Below are 19,715 nucleotides of genomic sequence, written 5' to 3'. Positions count from 1 at the left end.
GCCATGTTTGCTGGTATAAATAAGGGGTGCACTATATATTGCTTTTTGTGACGTTCACGCATACTTCTAATTTTTAGAATGCCTCTGTTGGCTCTACCTTATTGATTCAGATAGCAATATTTTACATAAGACGTATAGATGGTGTTTTAGAAGGGATACGGCGCACCCGTTATCGAGTGCGCCTTATGAAAGGTAGACGTTAAAGCATATTCGCTGTGCTGAATATGCTACTGGGTGCTTTATCTTTGGTAGATTTGGTCAAAAAGTGCGCCATCAGCAAAGTGTACTTTTTGCGCTTTAGTCCAGCTACCGAAAACATCGCCAACACTAAATAGCTCTATGTTTCTGAAGCGAGCTTTATATTTATTGGCAACGGAAGCTACGCTTGGTCTTAGGTAGTGTTGGGCAGCAATCTCTTGGCCAGCCTCAGAAAAATGATACTCTACATAAGCCTGAGCAAGTGCTTGATTTTTATGCTTGATTGCAAATTTATCTACAACCGAGATTGGATTTTCCGCCAAAATGCTAGTAGATGGATATACCACATCAAATTTGTCGCCTAGTTCTTTTTTAATGAGGTTTACTTCATTTTCAAATGTAAGTAATGCATCACCAATCTCGCGTTGTGCAAATGTGGTAGTTGCGCCGCGGCCGCCAGTATCTAATACCGGCACGTTTTTAAAGAGCTTGGTGACAAAGTCTTTGGCTTGGGCGTCATCGCCACCTTTTTTGATGACATAGCCCCACGCTGCCAAATAGCTATACTTACCGTTACCTGAAGTTTTTGGGTTAGGAATCACCACGCTCACATCTGGTTTAATTAAATCATCCCAGTCTTTGATATTTTTTGGGTTACCTTTCCGTACTAAAAATACCGTGGTTGAGTTGGTGGGCGAGCTTGCATTAGGCAGGCGCTTTTGCCAGTCTTTAGGAATCAACTTTGCGCGGTCATACAGGATGTCAATATCTGGTGCCTGGTTCATGGAGATAATGTCAGCTTCTAGCCCATCAGACACGGATCTTGCCTGTTTGCTTGAGCCGCCATGTGATTGATTAATGGTGACGGTTTCCCCGGTTTTTTGCTTCCAGTAATTAACGAAAGATGGGTTAAAATCTTTATAAAACTCACGCGTGACATCATATGAGACATTAAGCAGCGTACTATTGGCAAGTGCATTGCCTGTAAAAACTAAGCTTGAGATGGTTAACAAGCCCGCAAAGAGAGATTTTTTATACATAGGATTTACTCTAGTTCAATAATTAGGAGTGGTTAAGTTAATCATCAAGGTTTAATAATGTAAAAGAATAAAAAGCTATATGTATATAATTTATAAATATTATTGAAATTTTTTTGAGTACTATTTTAAATAGCAAGAGTGGTGTATATTGATTGCACAAATCAAGGCAATAATTAAGCCTTGTGATTATTTTTAGAATTTTTCTGTTAGCGAGTGCTGACCGGACAACCGGAAGCCAGTGAGTCGAGAGACTCACTGGCTTTTTTTATTTTCTGCGACAGGTATTGATATGTCTAACATAACTACGATATTGCCAAATGAAAGTTTTGATATCCAAGGCATTGTGCAGGCTTTGCGTGATGTAAGAGTAACGTCTTTAGAGCATAGACATCGACGTAACAAACCGCCCAAGCTGCCTTCAAGAAAAGCATTGCAAGCGGTGATTGATGGGTTAAGTGCTGCGCTTTTTCCAAATCGCTTGGGTGCTCCAGGCCTGAAAGAAGAAGGCATTGATTACTTTGTTGGCTTTACATTAGACACGGCTTTGCGTGAACTCAATACGCAAATTCAACTGGAATTAAGATATTCCGCCGATACCGATCATGACAAAACACCTAGCGTTGAGGCAGCGCTGAATAAGGCACGTGCGTTTGCTAAGTCTTTACCAAAAATACGAAAACTTTTGGATACAGATTTAGATGCTGCATTTCAAGGCGACCCAGCCGCACGTAGTTTGGACGAGGTGCTAGTTTGCTACCCAGGTATATCAGCCATTATTCATTATCGTTTAGCGCATGAGTTGCACAAATTAGGATTGCCGCTCATCGCTAGAATTATTTCTGAACTTGCCCACTCTGCTACTGGCATAGACATCCACCCCGGCGCGACGATTGATGAGGGTTTTTTTATTGATCACGGTACAGGTGTAGTGATTGGTGAAACTGCACTGATCGGGCGGCATGTTCGGCTTTACCAAGCCGTGACACTGGGCGCTAAACGCTTCCCAACCGATGAACAAGGGCATTTGATTAAAGGGAGTGCAAGGCACCCGGTACTGGAAGACGACGTGGTGATTTATGCAGGCGCGACTATTCTTGGGCGCATCACGATTGGTGCCGGATCGGTGATAGGTGGCAATGTGTGGCTAACCCGTAGCGTCCCCCCCAATAGTCAGATTACCCAAGCTAAAACGCAGGTAAGCGCAACAGATGATGTTGCGCAGTAAAACAAATTTTTAACAGGAGAAACAAATGACAGATATTCATCAAGCACATACCGCATTAGGAGATGTAGCTGCTCGTACGCTATCGAATGCGACCAAAACCGTTCCGATGATGGGTACCATCACGCCACGCTGGTTAGTGCATTTGATGCAGTGGGTACCGGTTGAGGCTGGTATCTATCGTGTGAATAAAGTAAAAGACCCTAGTGCGATTGAAGTGGATTGTTCTGCTAAAGATGAGCGTGATATTCCAGCCACTTTTGTAGACTATGAAGAGTGGGGACGTGAGTATGTGTTAAACGCTGTGAATACCGCGGTGGATGTACATACCCGCGTTTCTGATTTATACAGCAGCCCGCACAACCAAATTAAAGAGCAGTTACGCTTAACGATTGAAACAGTGAAAGAGCGTCAAGAGAGCGAACTGATCAACAATAAAGAATACGGTTTGTTGAACAATATTGTTGATTCACAAAAAGTGAAGTCACGCACTGGCTTCCCCACGCCTGATGATTTTGATGAGTTGTTGTCAAAAGTTTGGAAAGAGCCGGCGTTCTTCTTGGCACATCCACAAGCGATTGCCGCTTTTGGCCGTGAGTGCACGCGTCGCGGTGTGCCACCACCAACTGTTGCATTGTTTGGTTCACAATTTATCACATGGCGCGGTGTGCCGATTATCCCTTGCGATAAATTAAAAGTGACTAATGGTAAAACCAACATTCTACTGTTGCGTACAGGAGAAAGCCGTCAGGGTGTGGTGGGCTTGTATCAGCCAAACTTACCAGGTCAGCAAAGCATGGGTCTATCTGTGCGTTTTATGGGCATTAATCATAAGGCGATTGCATCATACTTGGTTTCACTCTATTGCTCGTTAGCGGTGTTAACCGATGACGCGATTGCGGTGTTGGAAAACGTTGATGTAGGCAACTACTATGACTACAAGTAATGGATATTCACCTGCATTAGGTGATTTATCATCTTTTGAGCCAGAGGCGATTCTAGCCTCGTTGCCGGGAGAGCATCCACGTATGGCTGCTGGTCTGGCAGTTGGCAGACAGGCGAGTGAAACTGGACACTTTGATGTGGCTGAGTTGAGCCGTATTGCCAATGAGCTATATGCAGAAGGCTTCCCTGCGGGAGCGCCTTTTGCTCAGAAAGAAGAGTTTCCATCCAATGCTTCTTTAAATCCAGTGGCTGCAAATTCAGTGCTGCCAAGCGCTAATCTGATATCTGACCCTGTGCAGACGCCTACACCATCAGCGCTATCGGCATTGCCAAGCACTTTGTCTGGCGCATCAAACTTTAATCAGAGCAGCTATGCCAATACACTAGATACGCACCATGTGCCTGGCATTGAGTTTGCAGCGCTGAATCAGGTGATTGGTGGGATATATGATCCTTACCATCTGGAGCTGAATCAGCTATTAGGTGATTTAGGCGTTAATTCGGATGATTTAAGCAGTAATGCCAGCCATAGTCATGGAAAATCGTCTTATTATTTCTTGCCTAGCGTAGCGCATCAGCATGATGCGTCGGTAGCCAGCCAAGCGGTGAGTGCACATCCGCCATTTGATGTGCATTCGGTACGTAAGGATTTTCCTATATTGCGTGAGTTGGTGAATGGTCGCCCGTTGATCTGGTTTGACAATGCAGCCACTACACAAAAGCCGCAAGCGGTGATAGATAGAATCTCTTACTTTTACCAGCATGAGAACTCTAATATCCACCGTGCCGCACATGCGTTAGCAGCACGTGCGACAGACGCTTACGAAGGTGCGCGCGAAGCGGTTAGGCGTTTTATTAATGCGCCGTCAGTAGATAATATTGTTTTTGTGCGCGGTACTACAGAGGCGATTAATCTGGTCGCTAAGACCTGGGGTAAGAAGCATATTGGCGAAGGTGATGAGATTGTAATTTCACACCTAGAGCATCATGCGAATATCGTACCTTGGCAGCAACTGTGCCAAGAAACTGGCGCTAAGTTAAAAGTTGCACCGGTTGATGATAGTGGTCAGGTGCTGTTAGCTGAGTATCAGAAGTTGCTGACTTCACGTGTGAAGTTGGTGTCATTTACACAAGTGTCTAATGCACTAGGCACGGTAACACCAGCGGCTGAAATGATACAAATGGCTCACCGTGCAGGCGCTAAGGTACTGTTAGATGGTGCGCAGTCTGTGTCCCATATGCGTACGGATGTGCAAGCTTTAAACCCTGACTTTCTTGTGTTTTCAGGGCATAAAGTGTTTGGTCCTACCGGTATTGGTGCGCTGTATGGCAAACCAGAAGTGTTGAATGATATGCCGGCATGGCAGGGCGGCGGCAATATGATTCAATATGTGACGTTTGATAAGACGGTTTACCATGAAGCGCCGGCTAAATTTGAGGCAGGCACGGGTAACATTGCAGATGCCGTAGGTTTAGGTGCTGCGCTGGAGTATGTAGAGCGTATTGGTATCGATAACATTGCACGTTATGAGCATGACTTATTAGTGTATGCAACGGCGGCGATGCAGAAAGTACCGGGCTTACACTTTATCGGTACAGCCAAAGACAAAGCCAGTGTGTTGTCATTTAAACTAGATGGCTTTAAAAGTGAAGAGATTGGCGTGGCATTAAACCAAGAGGGCATTGCGGTGCGTTCGGGTCATCATTGCGCGCAGCCAATTTTACGGCGTTTTGGGGTAGAAACCACGGTGCGTCCATCACTCGCATTTTATAATACCACCGCTGAAGTAGATCTCATGGTGAGTGTGTTATTGCGGTTGGCTTCGCAGCGTACGCCTGGTAGTTTGTAAAAGTAGCAGCGCTTGTAAAAGACTTAGCCCTGAATATAGAAAACTATATTCAGGGCTAATGTTTTGGAGAAACAGTATTGGGCATGACTATGCGTTTAACGGCCACCATTTCTTTTGATTAAATGCAGATTCAATGGTTGGTCTTAGCTCGTCTTTTTTAATGATATCAAACATTCTTTCTTTGGAGCCGCTAGGAATGTAAAGGATCTTAATCCCGCGTTTGGACGCATAGTTTTTTACTTTATGCGTGATAGAGTGATTCACCCACTTGGTCACCAATACAATTAATTTAGTATTTTGCGGAATCACTTTATTGCTGTCCCCGCCATTACGTCCAGACCAGTGATGGATATTATCTATACCGTAATTACCAAACACTTCCTTGATGCCATCTACTTGGTCGCCACCTACAATTAATACTGAACTCATGATAAGAGCCTCCTGTTATTCGCCTCACTAAATTTTGTCTAGCGCGGCTTGTATGATTGATATCGTTAATTAATCCAGCTGAGTCTGCGTTACGTGCTAATGAAAATTAATCGTTTGGCAGTCTGATTTTTTCGCGTTTTTCAATTTGGGTCACGCGGCCTTCGTGTAAGATGATTTCTACCGAGCCATATCCAGAGCCAAGTTTCAGCTCTTCAACTGCGCGTAAAATGTTTTCTGATAAATCACGGTTTTTATACGCACTGATTGTTGTCGTTTTCTGTTGCGCTTGATTAAGTGACATGGTCTCTCCTTCAAAATATTAGTAATTGCGATGACCACACTGTATAGGGCTTACATAACAATTAAAAATAATTTAAATTTATATTTTTATAACTAAAAAGAATATAAAGGGTGTGGATAGTCTTGGTCTGTGCATGCGCAGACAGTCACGCTGAGTTTAGTCCATGTTGCAGTGAATGCTTAAAATTGCTTCTATTTCTAGTTTTATAAACGCGCCAGACACTTAGCGTTTATATCCCCATGCCTCCCACAATGTTATCCACAGAAATTGTGGAGTGTTGTTTACTAATGGCGAGCGGTAGGTTAAATGCAAACATGCTGGCTATTTATCGTAACATTGCTTAAATCAACGCATTGTGTGGCTTGATATAAACATATAATAAATACGTTATCTATTTAATACGCACGGATATCATGATGAACCCACTATTGGCCCCAGATCAGATTGAACGCTTGCTTGATTCATTAGACCGAATTGCATCGGCGCTAGAGGCATCGCCATCTGCCCAACATGAACGAACAACCGATTTTTCACAGGCGTTTGCTTACCGCTGGCAGCGTAGTAATGGTGTCAGTCACTTACCAAATTTAATCCCCGTCATTGCGCCGCAACTTATCGGCTTTGATCAACTATGCAATATTGAGCAGCAAATAGAGCGGCTGTATCAGAACACCTTACAGTTTGTGCGTGGTTACCCAGCAAACAATGCCTTGATGACGGGGGCCAGAGGTACAGGAAAATCATCTTTAGTCCGTGCTTGTTTAGATGCGTTTCATCAACAAGGCTTACGTTTAATTGAGGTTGAAAAGCAACATCTGGATGATTTGCCGCTGATTATTGAACTAGTTTGCCAGCGACCAGAGCGTTTTATTGTGTTCTGTGATGATTTATCTTTTGAAGATGGCGAGCACCACTATAAAGCCTTAAAAACCGTGCTGGATGGTTCTGTTGCGGGTGCGGCTGCCAATGTGTTGATTTATGCTACCTCTAATCGCAGGCATCTGGTGACTGAGAAAATGGCAGACAATCTAGAGCATCGTAAAGATAATCTTGGCGAGATACACCCAAGTGATAGTTTGGAGGAAAAAATTTCGCTGTCTGATCGCTTTGGCTTGCGCTTACATTTTTACAGTTTTAGCCAGGATGAATATTTAACGGCTGTTACGCAATGGGTAGAAAGCTTTAGTTTTGCAATGAACGACAGCGTGCGGGAGGAGGCGTTGCGTTGGGCAACCGAGCACGGTTCCAGATCTGGCCGCATAGCTTTACAGTTTGCTCGCGATTATGCAGGGCGCGCTTTATTAAAAGAAGAGTAAGCGCTTTAGCTGGTTGTTAATTGCTGTGAGTGAATAGACTCATCTGGAAGTCATGATTTAAAATAAGAATGAATACTGCTACTTTGTATAAAAATACTTCTTTTCAGCGTTTTCTATTCACACCAGTTACTTAGCACGCCTATCCCCATGCACCCCACAATGTTATCCACAGAAATTGTGGAGTGAAACCAAATAGTGGCGCGCCATTTCGGCGTAAGCGTGCATAGAAATAATCATGATTGAGTTGGGTGGACATGAATATTGATGAGCATTGTTAATTTTTAATAGAATCCAGCGCAAAAAAGTTAATTAGTTTTATAAAATATCGCCAGATAAATTACACTTGAAGTATCAACGTTAAAGGCTAGATCAATGGCAGAAAAAGAATACGATGCAGATTCGGTAAAGGTATTGAGAGGGCTAGAGCCTGTGCGTGCCAGACCCGGTATGTACACCCGAACTGACTCTCCTACGCATATTGTTCAAGAGGTGATTGATAACGCGGCAGATGAAGCGCTAGGCGGACATGCTACCAATATTCAAGTCACCGTGTTTAAAGATGGTGCAGTTGAAGTGACCGATAATGGTCGCGGTATTCCTGTTGAGATTCCCAAAGGTGAAACGCAGCCTGCAGTCGAGCTGGTATTTGTACAGTTGCATGCAGGGGGTAAGTTTGATAAAGAAGATGAAAATAGCTCCTATCGTTTTTCAGGCGGCTTGCATGGCGTAGGTGTTTCAGTCACCAATGCATTATCTACACGCTTGGAAGTGAAAGTGAAGCGTGGTGGCAAAGTGCACGGCCTTATTTTTGAAAACGGTCACTGCATTGAGCCTTTAACTGAAGTGGGTAAGTGTCTGAAGCGCGAGACTGGCACCACGGTGAAGTGTTGGCCAGATCCTAAGTACTTTGACTCACCCAAAGTATCAATTCAGCAGTTAGAGCATTTGATTAAATCTAAAGCGGTATTGTTGCGTGGTGTGAGTGTTTCGCTTTCGATAGAAGGTGCAGATGGCTTTGAGGAGCGCTCATGGACTTATGCCGATGGTTTGCCGCAATATCTGGATGAGCTCATTGGTGAACGTGAAATAGCGGATGATGAAGTGCCAGTACCTATCATTGCCGGTGAGTTTTATCATCAGGAAAATACAGACGGCATTTCAAAAGGCGAGGGTGCCATCTGGGCATTGTCTTTTGGGTCAGGCGGTGGCCGCGGCGAATCTTATGTCAACCTCATTCCTACCCTCTCAGGCGGCACGCATGAGGCTGGCATGCGCAATGGGGTGTTTGAGGCGGTGAAATCGTTTATGGAGCATCACAGCATGATGCAGCGTGGCGTCAAAGTGTCATCAGAAGATGTTTGGAATAACGTTTACTATGTGCTGGCGGCAAAGGTATTAGACCCGCAATTCCAAGGCCAAACTAAAGAGAAGCTGACTAATCGTGATGCGATGAAAATGGTGGCATCGGCGGTGAAGCCTATGATGGAAACCTGGCTCACACAAAACGTAGACCATGCAAAACGCATCTCAGATTTAGTGAATCGCAGCGCGGCGGCGCGTAATAAATCCACACAAAAAATTGAAAAGCGTAAAACAACCGGCATTAACCTGATGCCAGCCAAGCTAACAGATTGCGAGGCAGCAGGTACCATGGAGGCCGAGCTGTTCTTAGTAGAGGGTGACTCTGCCGGCGGTAGCGCAAAAATGGGGCGCAATAACGAGTTTCAATCCTTATTGCCATTGCGCGGTAAGGTATTAAATACTTGGGAGGTCGATGCTGGGCGCATCTTTGCGAACTCCGAAGTACACGACATTTTTGTGGCCTTAGGTATCGAGCCGCACACGTTAAAAGATAATCCGGACTTTTCTGGTTTGCGCTACGGCAAGTTATGTATTTTGTCCGATGCAGACGTAGATGGCTCGCATATTCAGGTGTTGTTGCTTACTATGCTGTTAAGGCACGCGCCTAAGCTAATTGAGCGCGGGCATGTCTATATTTCTCAGCCACCGCTGTACCGGATTGATGTGCCTGCACAAGGCAAGAATAAACCTTTGCGTAAAATCTATGTTTCAGATGATGTGGAAAAAATGTCGATGATAGAAAAGTTAAAACGTGAGGGCATAGCGGAAGAGAAACTCAGTATTCAGCGTTTTAAAGGGCTAGGGGAAATGAACCCTGAGCAGCTGTGGGAAACGACGCTTTGCCCAGACACCAGACGTTTGATACAGGTGCGCTTGCCTGAGGGTGAGGTGAGCGAGGCGCTTAAAATGTTCGATATGCTAATGGCGAAAAATGAGTCAGCCTCTAGAAAAGAGTGGATGGAACGCCGGGGTAATGATGTGGAGGCTGACGTTTAATGGATACCAGTATGTTGGAAAATAATAACGAAGAAAATGCAGTACCGATTGGTGAGTATGCAGAAGAAGCCTATCTAGCCTATGCTGTATCCGTGGTAAAAGGGCGCGCGCTACCGTCAGTAGAGGATGGTCAAAAACCGGTGCAGCGTCGCATCTTATATGCAATGAAAGAAATGGGGCTGGTGGCGGGTGTTAAGCCGGTGAAATCAGCGCGTGTGGTGGGTAACGTATTGGGTATGTACCATCCGCACGGTGATAGCTCAGCTTACGAGGCAGCGGTGCGTTTGGCACAAGACTTTACGCTGCGTTACCCGTTGATTGATGGTCAAGGTAACTTTGGCTCACGCGATGGTGATGGCGCTGCGGCAATGCGCTACACCGAGATGCGTTTATCGCCGATTGCCGATTTACTGTTGTCTGAAATTGACCGCGGCACCGTAGATTTTCAGAGTAATTATGACGGTGCTTTTCAAGAGCCTGTGCTATTGCCAGCACGTTTGCCGATGATGCTGTTGAATGGTGCATCTGGTATTGCTGTGGGCATGGCGACAGAAATCGTGCCGCATAATATGCGCGAGATTGCCAATGCCGTGCTGCATATTATGGATAACCCGAACTGTACCACGGCAGACTTTATGCAGCATGTGCCTGGCCCGGACTTTCCGGGTGGTGGCCAGCTCATTACGCAAACGGCAGATATACTTTCCACCTACGAAACTGGGCGCGGCTCATTAAGGCTACGTGCACGATGGGTGGTAGAGCCTATGGCGCGTGGCCAATGGCGCATTATCATTAATGAGCTACCACATGGCGTATCGGTAGAAACGATACAGGATGAAATTTTAGCAATCTCCAATCCAAAGCCGAAAAAAGACAAAAAAACTATCGATCAAGACCAGCTCCTGATTAAACAGTCAGCGTTGAGCATGATCGATACGGTTAAGAGTGAAGGTAAGAAGGATGTGCGCCTGATTATCGAGCCTAAGACCAGCAAGGTATCCAGTGATGAGTTGATGGCGTTCCTGTTGCTGCATACCAGTATGGAGGTCTCATGCCCGGTTAATATGGTGATGATAGGCACCGACGGACGCCCGGCACAAAAAGGCATGATTGCGATATTGAAAGAGTGGATTGCATTCAGGCTAAATGTAGTGCGCAGGCGTTGCCAATATGATTTAGACAAAATTAATAAACGTATCCATATTTTGGAAGGGCGCATGATCGCCTTTCTGCATATTGATGAAGTAATTAAAGTCATTCGTAATTCAGATGAACCGAAAACCGATTTGATCGCGGCGTTCCAGCTGACTGAAATCCAAGCAGAGGATATTCTGGAAATCAGATTGCGTCAGCTCGCGCGTTTAGAAGGCTTTAAGATAGAGAAAGAGTTGAAGGACCTGCGCGAAGAGGCGGATGGCCTGCAAACGATTTTGGGCAGTGAAACCAAGCTACGCAGATTGACCGCAAAAGAAATCAAGCAGGATGCTGAAAAGTATGGAGATGCGCGTCGCACCTTGATTGAGCCGGTAGAGCGGGCGCAGGGAGGCCAGAAAGCCTTTGTGGTGGATGAGCCGGTCACTATCCTTCTATCTAAAAATGGATGGATCAGGGCGAGACAAGGCCACGGTGTGGAACGCGATGCCATCAACTGGAAAGCGGGTGACAGCGAGTTTGCCGTGATTGAAACGCGCACCACGCTACCGATTATATTATTGGATAGCAATGGGCGCTGCTATGCGTTTGATGCTTCAACTGTGCCCGGTGGTAAAGGGGATGGTATACCGCTGAGTTCTATCATCGAGGTGCAAAATGGGGCTAAGTTGGTACATGTGCTTTCAGGTAAGGATGATGATCGCTACTTATTTGCTACCTCGAATAGCTATGGGTTCATTGCCCCATTAAAAGGGCTGGTAGCTAGACCTAAAGCCGGTAAAGCGTTTATGAAACCAGAAGGTAAAGCGACTATTCTGCCACCATTGGCGCTGGATGATAGAACACATCTGGTTGTGACTTCCTCTGAGAACAAGTTGCTGGTTTTCCCTGTAGCTGAGATGAATGAATACCCCAATGGCGGTAAAGGGGTACGTATTATGGATATTCCAGATAATGCCTCGCTGTCTCGGCTTGAGTTAAGTAATGGGCTGTCTGCCAATATTCTGGTGAAAGGTAAAGCCAAAGTGATTGAAGGAGATGTTCTGGCTAAATTCATACAAAAGCGCGCTAGAAAAGGCTACTCTGTATTAGATACTAAGCCTGTGATTAAAAGGCAGGCTGGCCTGTTCTAAGTTTTAGCTGAATGTATCACTGTGCAGCTAGGCATATTAAATGTGAACTATGCCTAGTTTTATCAAATGTTTTAGCTTTACATGGTGATGTTGGCGCTTGATACTTTTGGTGCGCAGTCACAGTTCATTTTTTATATAAGTACTCATGTGCCACCATTCCCGCCAGCATAGCAATAACAAAAATAAGCGCCTGTTGATAGCCTGCCCCTAAGGCAACGATGGCTGGCCCCGGGCAAAACCCTGCTAATGCCCAGCCTACGCCAAACAGCATACTGCCAATGATAAGTTCTTTGGTGATGTGCGTTTTTGCAGGTAAGTGTATAGTTTCATCGAATATGGTAGTTCCCTTCGACTCTGCTTTCCTAAATGCGAAGAACGCCACCGCAATAGCGCCTAGCATTACGAATGCTAGACTAGGGTCCCAATCGCCAGCAAGGTCTAAAAAGCCTATCACTTTCGCTGGGTTGGTCATGCCTGAAATAATCAAGCCTAGTCCAAAAATGAGCCCAGCGCTGAATGTTATTATATTTTTCATCATTTACACCACATGTAATATCAGGTAAGTCACTACAAAACCAATCAACATAAAGCTCATGGTGGCAATTAATGAGCGTAAGGATAGTCTGCTCAGCCCACACACACCATGGCCACTGGTACAGCCAGAACCCATTTTAGAGCCGAATCCTACCATTAGCCCTGCGATGATTAATGTACTGGTAGAAGCAGAAATTTCACTGACTGGTAGTTGCGCGAATGCCTGATACACAGTGCTAGAGATGAGTAAGCCTGCAATAAACAGTAGTCTCCACGTATAGTGTCCTTTAGGTGTATTTTTAAACTGCAGTAAGGATGCAACAATGCCGCTGATACCTGCAATTTTTCCCATGAAAAGAATCAGCATCGATGTTGATACGCCAATCAGTAAGCCACCGATAAATGATGTAATGGGTGTGAAATTTTCCATACGATTTATCCTTGCTGTGGTTCAGGTACGCCGCATTTTCGGTTTGCAGGTACTGCTATGTCAATCATTTTAGGTTTAGGTAAATTCAAATTTGCCATTGTATAAATAAATTCATCTCTAGTTTGATTGGCTAAGCGTGGGTTGATGAGTTTTTCTTGTCCAATAGAACTTACTCTTCTGCTGTTGTAGTCGTGGCCTGGGTAAACTAAAGTTTCATCAGGTAACATAAATAGTTTGCCCGTGATGCAATCATAAAGCTTTCCCGCATCTCCGCTTTGGAAATCTGTTCGGCCGCAGCCGTTAATCAATAAACTGTCTCCAGTAAATACTCTATCTCGCCATAAGAAGCTGACGCTACCAGCAGTGTGCCCTGGTGTAGCAATCACGGTTATTTTCTCATGGCCAAACGTAATGACATCGTTATCTTTCAATTGCATATCTGCACTATCTGCACCACAGGCTTGGCTAACAGCGGTCTTGGCTGTTGTGATGGTTTTCAGTTGTCCTCCACCTGTGATATGGTCTGCGTGCACATGCGTTTCTAATGAATAAACGAGCGTCAATTGATGTGCGTTGATGATATTAAGATATTCATCAATGTTTTCTTTAACAGGATCAATTAACACAGCTTGTTTGCTTTCCATATCTGCAATTAAATAGGTAAGCGTAGAGGATGCCTCGTCATAAAACTGCTTAAACATGATAGTCCTTTCAAAAGTAGTTGTGATATTGTAACTTAATATTATATAATTAAATATAATATCTATAAATAAAGTGTATGTAATGAACAATACAGAAGTTAATTTTGAGCAACTAAGAGCCTCTGCAGCAATTGCAACGGATCTGTTAAAGGTGATGGCAAACAGTGATCGCCTGATGCTTTTGTGCCAGTTATCACAAGGTGAGAAGTCAGTGGGTGAGCTAGAAGAAATTCTTGGCATTAAGCAACCAACACTGTCGCAGCAATTGACTGTGCTCAGAAAAGCAGCGCTAGTGAGTACGCGCCGAGAAGGTAAGAGTATTTACTATGCGATATCTAATACTTCGGCGTTAGCAATTATGAATGTGCTGTATCAAGAAATTTGTATGAAATCAGGAGAGTGAAATGACAATGCAAGTGCATCTATTAAATCAGTATTTTAGTTACACCAGCCAAATAGAGGTTGGTGATTTTTCTGAAATAGTCAGTTTGGGGTTTAAAACAATCATCAATCATCGACCTGATGATGAGGGTGGATCTCAGCAACCAAGAAGTGAAGTGCTAGAAGCTGCAGCACTGAGTAACGGCATGACTTATGTCCACATTCCTGTCATTCCAAATCAGATAGAACCGCATCAGGTAGCATTGTTTAGTGAGGTTTACGCTAATGCACCTAAACCAATATTAGGATTCTGTAAAACAGGAAATCGTGCAATGACAATGTGTAAACTTGCATTAGAAAATAATGGTAGACCTTAATTTAGTCCCGATATTGGCAGGTTTAGCCATTGGCTTTGTGATGTCTGTCACAGGGGCTGGTGGTGCCATACTCTCATTGCCAGTGTTGATGTTCACAATGAATATACCCTTAAAAGAAGCTGTGCCTATCGCATTATTAGCAATTTTTGTCGCGGCAAGTGCTGCTGTAGTTATCGGCTTGAATCAAGGTGTTGTGAGGTATAAAGCCGCAACACTTTTAGCTGTAATGGGCGTGATAATGGCGCCTGTTGGTGTCTACGTTGCACACCAACTGACGGCACTTTGGTTGCAGCTATTGTTTGTGGCACTACTTTTTTTCGTAGGTATACAGGCACTACTTAGTACAAGAAAAACGACACTCATGCAAGATAGTTTGTATCAGGATAGAGCTATGCCATGTGAGGTGAACCCTGTTAACGCCAAGTTGTTTTGGACGGCATCCTGTACAAGAAAATTATTACTTACTGGAACGATTGCCGGTTTTTTATCAGGGTTATTGGGTGTTGGAGGCGGTTTTATTGTCATGCCTGCCCTACAAAAAGTGAGTAACCTTGAGTATCGCATGGTGGTTGCTACTTCTCTAGCGATGACGGCTTTGGTATCACTTGCAGGGCTAACGACTTATATTATCTATTCTACAATTCAATGGCAGTTAGCACTGCCCTTTGTATTTGCAACCTTTATTGGAAGTTTGCTTGGAAAGAAAATGACATCTATCATCCCCATAACTCAGTCCAGACTAGCATTTGGACTCATCAGCTTATTGACTGCGATAGTCATGTTGTTTAGTGCCATTAAATAGAAATCGTAATGCTATTAGTTTGGAAGCCTCAGCTTTCAATACTTTTATATACTAATAGCTTACTGATTTAAATATCTCAATCGTTAGTTTCTTACTTGATTGCTTTGTAGCCGCTTTGTGCGTATTCCACTTAACGCTGTTGTTAAATCTTCTTGGCGAAATGGCTTGGGTATAAAGTAGGTTGTATTGTCGTTAATTTCCTTCAAGATAGCATCATGCTGTGACTGTGCAGAGAGTACGATGATGTTGCTGTTACGTAGTTGAGGAATCTCTTTTAGTTTTCTGAAGGCTTTTATGCCATCATTCGTTTGCCCTGGCATGTTCATGATAATAATCTCAGGCTGCACAGCCTCTGCCATATCAATCGCTTGTTGTTCGTTTTTGGCTTGCGAAATTTTGTATTCATCGTATCCAAAAGCTAGTTGTAGGCTATTCAATAGTTCATATTCATCGTCAATAATTAACATTCTTTCCATTGATTTTCTCCATTCAAGCACTGATTGTTGTATTTAATATTTTCTATATTATTACATTGGTTATCGTATTTATCAAAAATATCATATTTATCAAAAAATGTGTACAATTGTTCATCGTATGTTCCAATTAAATACCTTGTGGCATCACTGATGTTGCAAGGGTCTGTTGCAGAGGGATGATAATGCAAAATAAATTGGTTTCTTATCAGCCTATTACTGATGTGCAGTGTCACCTAGTAGGAATCGACTTGGTGGTAGATAAGCGTGAAAATGCGACTGATAATATTTCAGAAAGCGTAATATCTGCACTTCACCCATTTTTATGCTTGGAAACAGCTGGGTTGTTTGCTAATCATCAAGTGTTTGTCAAAGTTGACGAACAGTTTTTGATGGCTGATGCACTGACTTTACTGCCTAAAACTCAGGTGGTACTGACCTTGGTGCGCTGTGATGTCGTCTCTGAAGATTTAATCAATCGATGTTCTGTATTAGCCGATATGGGATATAGCTTAGCGCTGGATGACTGGGCTGATAAAGATCCGCGTCTACCATTATTGGCTTATGCAAAATTTGTCAGAATAAACCTTGAACATGGCCTACAGAGTATTTCTGATGTTTTAGTCTCTTCAACAGCAAATTTAATAGCAGTAGAGACGAATTGTCTCGAACAAAGAGAGTGTTCAGAAAATATTGGGGTTAACTTATATCAGGGCTATTATTACCTTGATGTCAGACCTGACGCTACAAAGTCATTACCGTTAAGCGTCCATGTCATACTTGAAGTTATTGCAGAGCTCAATTCTGATGGAAGTGATGCCGCCCTAGAGAGATTCTTTAGAGAAAACCCTGTACTCAGTGTGCAGATGCTTAGAATGGTAAACTCAGCAGCAATCGGCGCAGGCAGGGAGGTAAGTTCAATCAGACACGCCATTATGATACTAGGTCGCGGACAAATGATTCGCTGGCTACAAGTAATGCTCTATACCCAAAGAGATACTGCAAACGTTCCAACGATGCTGATGTATACAGCGCTATGGCGTGCCAAATTGATGGAGTTAATGAGTACGCAATGTAATCATCATGGATCTACAGTGCACCATGATGCAGTATTTATGACGGGAATGCTTTCTTTGGCAGACGTGTTATTAAATGATTCGATGAACAGTGTTGTTGCTAAAATGAGTTTGGCAACCTCAATCAGAGACGCCTTGCTAAACAGATCTGGTGTTGCAGGAAGTTTGCTAGCACTCGTTGAATTTTTAGAGTTAGCTAAATTTGCTGATGTTGAAAAGCATGCAAGTGTTCTAGGCACAACAATTGAGGTGATTATGGCATGCCAGAACGAGGCGTTAATTTGGGTAGATCAAATAGCTTCTAGCTTGGATATTTGAGAATTGATATCGCTTCGTGTTAAACGTGTTTTGGATGGGGTTGATTACTCGATTGAAGCTAAATCAATATAGATGGGTAGCCATAATGTCACCGTCGTGCCTTTGTTCACTGCGCTGTTAATCTCAATCAGGCCCTGATGGTATTCAATGATTTCCTTAACGATAGACATGCCCAGTCCTGTGCCTGGGAGATTTCTGAATCTGTCTGATCGCCAAAATCGCTCGAATAAATGACTCATATCTTCTGATGACATGCCAAAACCCTCGTCGCGGATGACAATACCAACCATGCTGTCTGAGAGCGCTTTATCTAATACGACTTCAATTGAGACCACGCTAGTTTCTGGTGAGTATTTGCAAGCATTACTCATGATGTTGGTAATGGCTTGTTTTATTTTGTCTTTATCGATTAATACAGTAGGAATATGTGTAGGCAAGCTGAGTGTGATTCTGTGTTCACCAACTCTGGCGCACCACTCTTTACGAACTGTTTGTAGTATATTTTCTATTGCTTCTTCAGCTAACACAAAGTCCTTGCCTTTACGTGATTCAATCCTGGCAATGTCGAGTAGTTCGTTGGTCAGGTGGTTCAGTTCTTTTGCCTGCTCGTGAATCGTTTGCAAGATATCGATCGATGCATCACGATTGAATTCTGTATTTAATAGAAGGTCAGAAAAACCAAAGATAATTGCAATCGGGTTGCGTAGTTCGTGGGTGGCTGAGTATAAAAACTCACTTTTCATATTGTCGACTTCAGACTCAGCTGTAATGTCCTGAAAATAGAGTATTTGTTTGGTTTCGCTTTGTTTGGGTAATTGGCAACTTAACCTAACCACTTTATTAGAGTTTTTTGCTCTGAGTGTTAAAACGCCACCAATATATGTTTTCATGTTGCCATCTACTGAATATTGTTTCAGCAGTGTTTGCCACATGGCGTGGTTGGGTGTGTTGATAATAGCGTCGGGCTCAATTCCCATTACTCTCGCAAATGTGGCGTTTGCATAACTCACTAAACTAGTAGCGTTAACCGTTACTAGGCCGTACGGGCAGTTGTCGATAATTGAGGCTATATCTGCTGGGATTGTTTTTTGATTGTTCAAAAGACTATGCTTCTAATTTTCTATCTATTAAACCTTGCATCAGCTCACGCATTTCCCAAAATGGTACAGGGCTTTTGCCGTATAGTCTAACTCCTTTTGGTAAGCCGCCTTTTTCTTCAATTTCTTGCGCTTGCATGCCAGTCACCACCACAATCGCCATTTTTGAAAAATCATCTACATCACGTAGTGATTTCAGCATCGCAAAACCGTCCATCTCTGGCATTTTTAGGTCTGTAATTAACAAGTCTGGCATGTGCTGACTGACATAGATAATGCCTTCACAGCCGTTTGAGACAAACTTCACATCAATGGGCAGTTGCCAAGATTCGATTGTCATCCGATAAAGTTTCTGCATTGCTAGGCTATCTTCGACTACGACTACATTCAAGCGAGTTGTGGCTTTGTTTTCAGTGGAGCCAATATTGGCGTTGAACTTTTCAAACGATGCACGGGTTATTCGACGATGCCCCCCCGGCGTTTTCCAGCCTTCTAATGCACCTTGCTCTACCCAAAGCTGTACAGAGCGTACGGTCACCCCTAAGGCTTTGGCTACATCGCTGGTTGTCATTAAATCAAGTGTTTTTAGCGCTGATTTTTTAATCGACATATTTTTACTTTAATTAAGGTTATTCAAACGGTACACATTGTTGGCTGCTCATTCTAAATGATGCTACCTGAGTGCTCATGAATGTGTTCAGGTTTTTTTTGATTCAAGCCTGCCGCTATTATCAAATATTTTAATACATATTTGATAATTAAGAATAAATATTATAAATATTTATCAAATTAATGATTGCTTTATTACTTAAAAATCAATTTTGTATATTTATTTTACTATTTGTGTATACAAATCTAAAAAAATAAAATATCATTTAGGTATCAAATTTAATAAATTAGTATTAAATAAACTATTTATCTAATGATGGATTCATTAAAGAGTTGATGGTGAGTTGCGTAATTTAATTTTTATATTTTTTGTACAAAATGCATATGAGTAAAGAGATGAGTAGCGAAGATAGCATCACATCGACAATGCCGATATCTGATGAGCATCCTTCAATCGATCTTGCTCCAGATGCGTTTGAGTATCTAACCTTTTTATTAGGTGTTGAAGAGTACGGTATTCAGATTATGAATGTACAGGAGATACGTGGTTACGATGTGGTGACCAAAATTCCTAACACGCCAAGTTTTATCAAAGGGGTTGTAAACCTACGGGGGAAGATTGTTCCTATCGTCGATTTACGTATTAAGTTCAAATTGAGCGAGGTGCACTACAGCGAACTTACGGTGGTGATTGTTTTAAATTTAAATGGGCGCACTGTAGGTGTGGTGGTGGATGGTGTTTCAGACGTAGTTGCACTAAAAGCATCACAAATAGAGCCTATGCCTGCATTAGATACAGGGATTGATACTAAATACATTATTGGCCTTGCCGCACATGAAGAAAGAATGCTGATTTTAGTCGCCATTGAACAATTAATGGCTAGTCGAGAAATAGGTTTAATCGATGAGGTAGAAGTTTAATTTAGGTCAATGATGAGATTGGTGAGCGTGTTGTACAGTTAAACGTTGAGTG

Annotated in this window: 20 protein-coding genes; 11 read left to right on the top strand and 9 right to left on the bottom strand. The window is 43.1% G+C overall.

The features are described 5' to 3' along the window. Positions 1-239: 239 nt before the first annotated feature. Positions 240-1,238 (bottom strand): sulfate ABC transporter substrate-binding protein, encoded by a 999-nt coding sequence (locus tag C3Y98_RS07345; RefSeq protein ID WP_135277692.1) that lies wholly within the window; start codon positions 1,236-1,238, stop codon positions 240-242. 289 nt (positions 1,239-1,527) lie between these two features. Here C3Y98_RS07345 and epsC point away from each other — a divergent pair, with 289 nt between their 5' ends. The 3 genes from epsC to C3Y98_RS07330 are packed head-to-tail and all read left to right on the top strand — an operon-like array spanning position 1,528 to position 5,255. Beyond that, a complete protein-coding gene (gene epsC / locus C3Y98_RS07340) occupies positions 1,528-2,463 on the top strand; it encodes a serine O-acetyltransferase EpsC (protein ID WP_135277690.1) in 936 nt (311 codons plus the stop codon). 25 nt (positions 2,464-2,488) lie between these two features. Beyond that, complete coding sequence (locus tag C3Y98_RS07335) at positions 2,489-3,406, top strand: family 2A encapsulin nanocompartment shell protein (RefSeq protein ID WP_135277688.1); 918 nt, start codon at positions 2,489-2,491, stop codon at positions 3,404-3,406. Then, positions 3,393-5,255: a family 2A encapsulin nanocompartment cargo protein cysteine desulfurase gene (locus C3Y98_RS07330; protein ID WP_135277686.1), complete on the top strand. Its 1,863-nt coding sequence runs from the start codon at positions 3,393-3,395 to the stop codon at positions 5,253-5,255. Before C3Y98_RS07335 ends, C3Y98_RS07330 begins: the two co-directional genes overlap by 14 nt. An 87-nt stretch (positions 5,256-5,342) precedes the next feature. Here the strand turns inward: C3Y98_RS07330 and C3Y98_RS07325 are convergent, their stop codons facing one another. After that, the gene (locus tag C3Y98_RS07325) at positions 5,343-5,684 is read right to left on the bottom strand and encodes a DUF2325 domain-containing protein (protein WP_135277685.1); all 342 of its coding nucleotides are present in this window, start codon (positions 5,682-5,684) and stop codon (positions 5,343-5,345) included. Between the two features lie 106 nt (positions 5,685-5,790). Then, a complete protein-coding gene (locus C3Y98_RS07320) occupies positions 5,791-5,985 on the bottom strand; it encodes a YezD family protein (RefSeq protein WP_135277682.1) in 195 nt (64 codons plus the stop codon). Between the two features lie 413 nt (positions 5,986-6,398). Here C3Y98_RS07320 and C3Y98_RS07315 point away from each other — a divergent pair, with 413 nt between their 5' ends. The 3 genes from C3Y98_RS07315 to parC all read left to right on the top strand — a co-directional run bounded on the left by C3Y98_RS07315 (position 6,399) and on the right by parC (position 11,944). Then, positions 6,399-7,301: an ATP-binding protein gene (locus C3Y98_RS07315; RefSeq protein ID WP_135277680.1), complete on the top strand. Its 903-nt coding sequence runs from the start codon at positions 6,399-6,401 to the stop codon at positions 7,299-7,301. Between the two features lie 372 nt (positions 7,302-7,673). Further along, positions 7,674-9,659: a DNA topoisomerase IV subunit B gene (locus tag C3Y98_RS07310; RefSeq protein WP_135277678.1), complete on the top strand. Its 1,986-nt coding sequence runs from the start codon at positions 7,674-7,676 to the stop codon at positions 9,657-9,659. An 11-nt stretch (positions 9,660-9,670) separates the two neighbouring features. Further along, entirely contained in the window at positions 9,671-11,944 is a 2,274-nt protein-coding gene (gene parC, locus C3Y98_RS07305) for a DNA topoisomerase IV subunit A (protein ID WP_245234339.1), read from the top strand. Between the two features lie 124 nt (positions 11,945-12,068). Here the strand turns inward: parC and C3Y98_RS07300 are convergent, their stop codons facing one another. Genes C3Y98_RS07300 through C3Y98_RS07290 form a run of 3 tightly spaced genes read right to left on the bottom strand, consistent with a single transcriptional unit; the run spans position 12,069 to position 13,609 of the window. Beyond that, the gene (locus C3Y98_RS07300) at positions 12,069-12,479 is read right to left on the bottom strand and encodes a DUF6691 family protein (protein ID WP_209308767.1); all 411 of its coding nucleotides are present in this window, start codon (positions 12,477-12,479) and stop codon (positions 12,069-12,071) included. Positions 12,480-12,482: 3 nt separating this feature from the next. Further along, on the bottom strand, positions 12,483-12,908 hold the full coding sequence (locus C3Y98_RS07295; RefSeq protein WP_135277672.1) for a YeeE/YedE family protein: 426 nt from the start codon (positions 12,906-12,908) through the stop codon (positions 12,483-12,485). A 5-nt stretch (positions 12,909-12,913) separates the two neighbouring features. After that, the gene (locus C3Y98_RS07290) at positions 12,914-13,609 is read right to left on the bottom strand and encodes an MBL fold metallo-hydrolase (RefSeq protein ID WP_135277670.1); all 696 of its coding nucleotides are present in this window, start codon (positions 13,607-13,609) and stop codon (positions 12,914-12,916) included. Positions 13,610-13,691: 82 nt separating this feature from the next. Here C3Y98_RS07290 and C3Y98_RS07285 point away from each other — a divergent pair, with 82 nt between their 5' ends. From C3Y98_RS07285 to C3Y98_RS07275, 3 genes are read left to right on the top strand one after another with little or no spacing between them, the layout of a single operon-like run. Beyond that, on the top strand, positions 13,692-14,012 hold the full coding sequence (locus C3Y98_RS07285; RefSeq protein WP_135277668.1) for an ArsR/SmtB family transcription factor: 321 nt from the start codon (positions 13,692-13,694) through the stop codon (positions 14,010-14,012). A 1-nt stretch (position 14,013) separates the two neighbouring features. Then, positions 14,014-14,367: a protein tyrosine phosphatase family protein gene (locus tag C3Y98_RS07280; RefSeq protein ID WP_135277666.1), complete on the top strand. Its 354-nt coding sequence runs from the start codon at positions 14,014-14,016 to the stop codon at positions 14,365-14,367. Beyond that, entirely contained in the window at positions 14,354-15,169 is an 816-nt protein-coding gene (locus tag C3Y98_RS07275) for a sulfite exporter TauE/SafE family protein (RefSeq protein WP_135277665.1), read from the top strand. The genes C3Y98_RS07280 and C3Y98_RS07275 overlap by 14 nt, the downstream gene beginning before the upstream one ends. A gap of 83 nt (positions 15,170-15,252) precedes the next feature. Here C3Y98_RS07275 and C3Y98_RS07270 read toward each other — a convergent pair whose 3' ends face one another. Beyond that, a complete protein-coding gene (locus tag C3Y98_RS07270; RefSeq protein WP_135277663.1) occupies positions 15,253-15,645 on the bottom strand; it encodes a response regulator in 393 nt (130 codons plus the stop codon). A gap of 182 nt (positions 15,646-15,827) precedes the next feature. Here C3Y98_RS07270 and C3Y98_RS07265 point away from each other — a divergent pair, with 182 nt between their 5' ends. Further along, on the top strand, positions 15,828-17,036 hold the full coding sequence (locus C3Y98_RS07265) for an EAL and HDOD domain-containing protein (protein WP_167759907.1): 1,209 nt from the start codon (positions 15,828-15,830) through the stop codon (positions 17,034-17,036). A gap of 44 nt (positions 17,037-17,080) precedes the next feature. Here C3Y98_RS07265 and C3Y98_RS07260 read toward each other — a convergent pair whose 3' ends face one another. Both C3Y98_RS07260 and C3Y98_RS07255 read right to left on the bottom strand, forming a co-directional pair. Continuing rightward, positions 17,081-18,136 carry a PAS domain-containing sensor histidine kinase gene (locus C3Y98_RS07260; RefSeq protein WP_135277659.1) on the bottom strand — a complete coding sequence of 352 codons (1,056 nt, stop codon included), beginning with the start codon at positions 18,134-18,136 and terminating at the stop codon, positions 17,081-17,083. A gap of 4 nt (positions 18,137-18,140) precedes the next feature. Continuing rightward, positions 18,141-18,743 (bottom strand): response regulator, encoded by a 603-nt coding sequence (locus tag C3Y98_RS07255; protein ID WP_135277657.1) that lies wholly within the window; start codon positions 18,741-18,743, stop codon positions 18,141-18,143. Positions 18,744-19,168: 425 nt separating this feature from the next. Between C3Y98_RS07255 and C3Y98_RS07250 the strand changes: the two genes are divergently transcribed. Further along, a complete protein-coding gene (locus C3Y98_RS07250) occupies positions 19,169-19,663 on the top strand; it encodes a chemotaxis protein CheW (RefSeq protein WP_245234342.1) in 495 nt (164 codons plus the stop codon). The last annotated feature ends 52 nt before the right edge of the window (positions 19,664-19,715 follow it).

This window comes from Methylotenera oryzisoli (genome assembly GCF_004661485.1).
Classification (GTDB): Bacteria; Pseudomonadota; Gammaproteobacteria; order Burkholderiales; family Methylophilaceae; genus Methylotenera; species Methylotenera oryzisoli.
The sequence above is the reverse complement of the archived record's forward strand: the minus strand, read 5'-3'. Positions and strand labels throughout refer to the sequence as shown.

What these genes read in the sequence shown, in the direction of transcription:
- C3Y98_RS07265 (WP_167759907.1), top strand. Translation starts at nt 15,828, where the DNA reads ATGCAAAATAAATTGGTTTCTTATCAGCCTATTACTGATGTGCAGTGT.
- C3Y98_RS07325 (WP_135277685.1), bottom strand. Translation starts at nt 5,684, where the DNA reads ATGAGTTCAGTATTAATTGTAGGTGGCGACCAAGTAGATGGCATCAAG.
- C3Y98_RS07320 (WP_135277682.1), bottom strand. Translation starts at nt 5,985, where the DNA reads ATGTCACTTAATCAAGCGCAACAGAAAACGACAACAATCAGTGCGTAT.
- C3Y98_RS07295 (WP_135277672.1), bottom strand. Translation starts at nt 12,908, where the DNA reads ATGGAAAATTTCACACCCATTACATCATTTATCGGTGGCTTACTGATT.
- C3Y98_RS07335 (WP_135277688.1), top strand. Translation starts at nt 2,489, where the DNA reads ATGACAGATATTCATCAAGCACATACCGCATTAGGAGATGTAGCTGCT.
- C3Y98_RS07310 (WP_135277678.1), top strand. Translation starts at nt 7,674, where the DNA reads ATGGCAGAAAAAGAATACGATGCAGATTCGGTAAAGGTATTGAGAGGG.
- C3Y98_RS07275 (WP_135277665.1), top strand. Translation starts at nt 14,354, where the DNA reads ATGGTAGACCTTAATTTAGTCCCGATATTGGCAGGTTTAGCCATTGGC.
- C3Y98_RS07250 (WP_245234342.1), top strand. Translation starts at nt 19,169, where the DNA reads ATGCCGATATCTGATGAGCATCCTTCAATCGATCTTGCTCCAGATGCG.
- parC (WP_245234339.1), top strand. Translation starts at nt 9,671, where the DNA reads ATGTTGGAAAATAATAACGAAGAAAATGCAGTACCGATTGGTGAGTAT.
- C3Y98_RS07280 (WP_135277666.1), top strand. Translation starts at nt 14,014, where the DNA reads ATGACAATGCAAGTGCATCTATTAAATCAGTATTTTAGTTACACCAGC.
- C3Y98_RS07315 (WP_135277680.1), top strand. Translation starts at nt 6,399, where the DNA reads ATGATGAACCCACTATTGGCCCCAGATCAGATTGAACGCTTGCTTGAT.
- C3Y98_RS07300 (WP_209308767.1), bottom strand. Translation starts at nt 12,479, where the DNA reads ATGAAAAATATAATAACATTCAGCGCTGGGCTCATTTTTGGACTAGGC.
- C3Y98_RS07255 (WP_135277657.1), bottom strand. Translation starts at nt 18,743, where the DNA reads ATGTCGATTAAAAAATCAGCGCTAAAAACACTTGATTTAATGACAACC.
- C3Y98_RS07330 (WP_135277686.1), top strand. Translation starts at nt 3,393, where the DNA reads ATGACTACAAGTAATGGATATTCACCTGCATTAGGTGATTTATCATCT.
- C3Y98_RS07345 (WP_135277692.1), bottom strand. Translation starts at nt 1,238, where the DNA reads ATGTATAAAAAATCTCTCTTTGCGGGCTTGTTAACCATCTCAAGCTTA.
- epsC (WP_135277690.1), top strand. Translation starts at nt 1,528, where the DNA reads ATGTCTAACATAACTACGATATTGCCAAATGAAAGTTTTGATATCCAA.
- C3Y98_RS07290 (WP_135277670.1), bottom strand. Translation starts at nt 13,609, where the DNA reads ATGTTTAAGCAGTTTTATGACGAGGCATCCTCTACGCTTACCTATTTA.
- C3Y98_RS07285 (WP_135277668.1), top strand. Translation starts at nt 13,692, where the DNA reads ATGAACAATACAGAAGTTAATTTTGAGCAACTAAGAGCCTCTGCAGCA.
- C3Y98_RS07270 (WP_135277663.1), bottom strand. Translation starts at nt 15,645, where the DNA reads ATGGAAAGAATGTTAATTATTGACGATGAATATGAACTATTGAATAGC.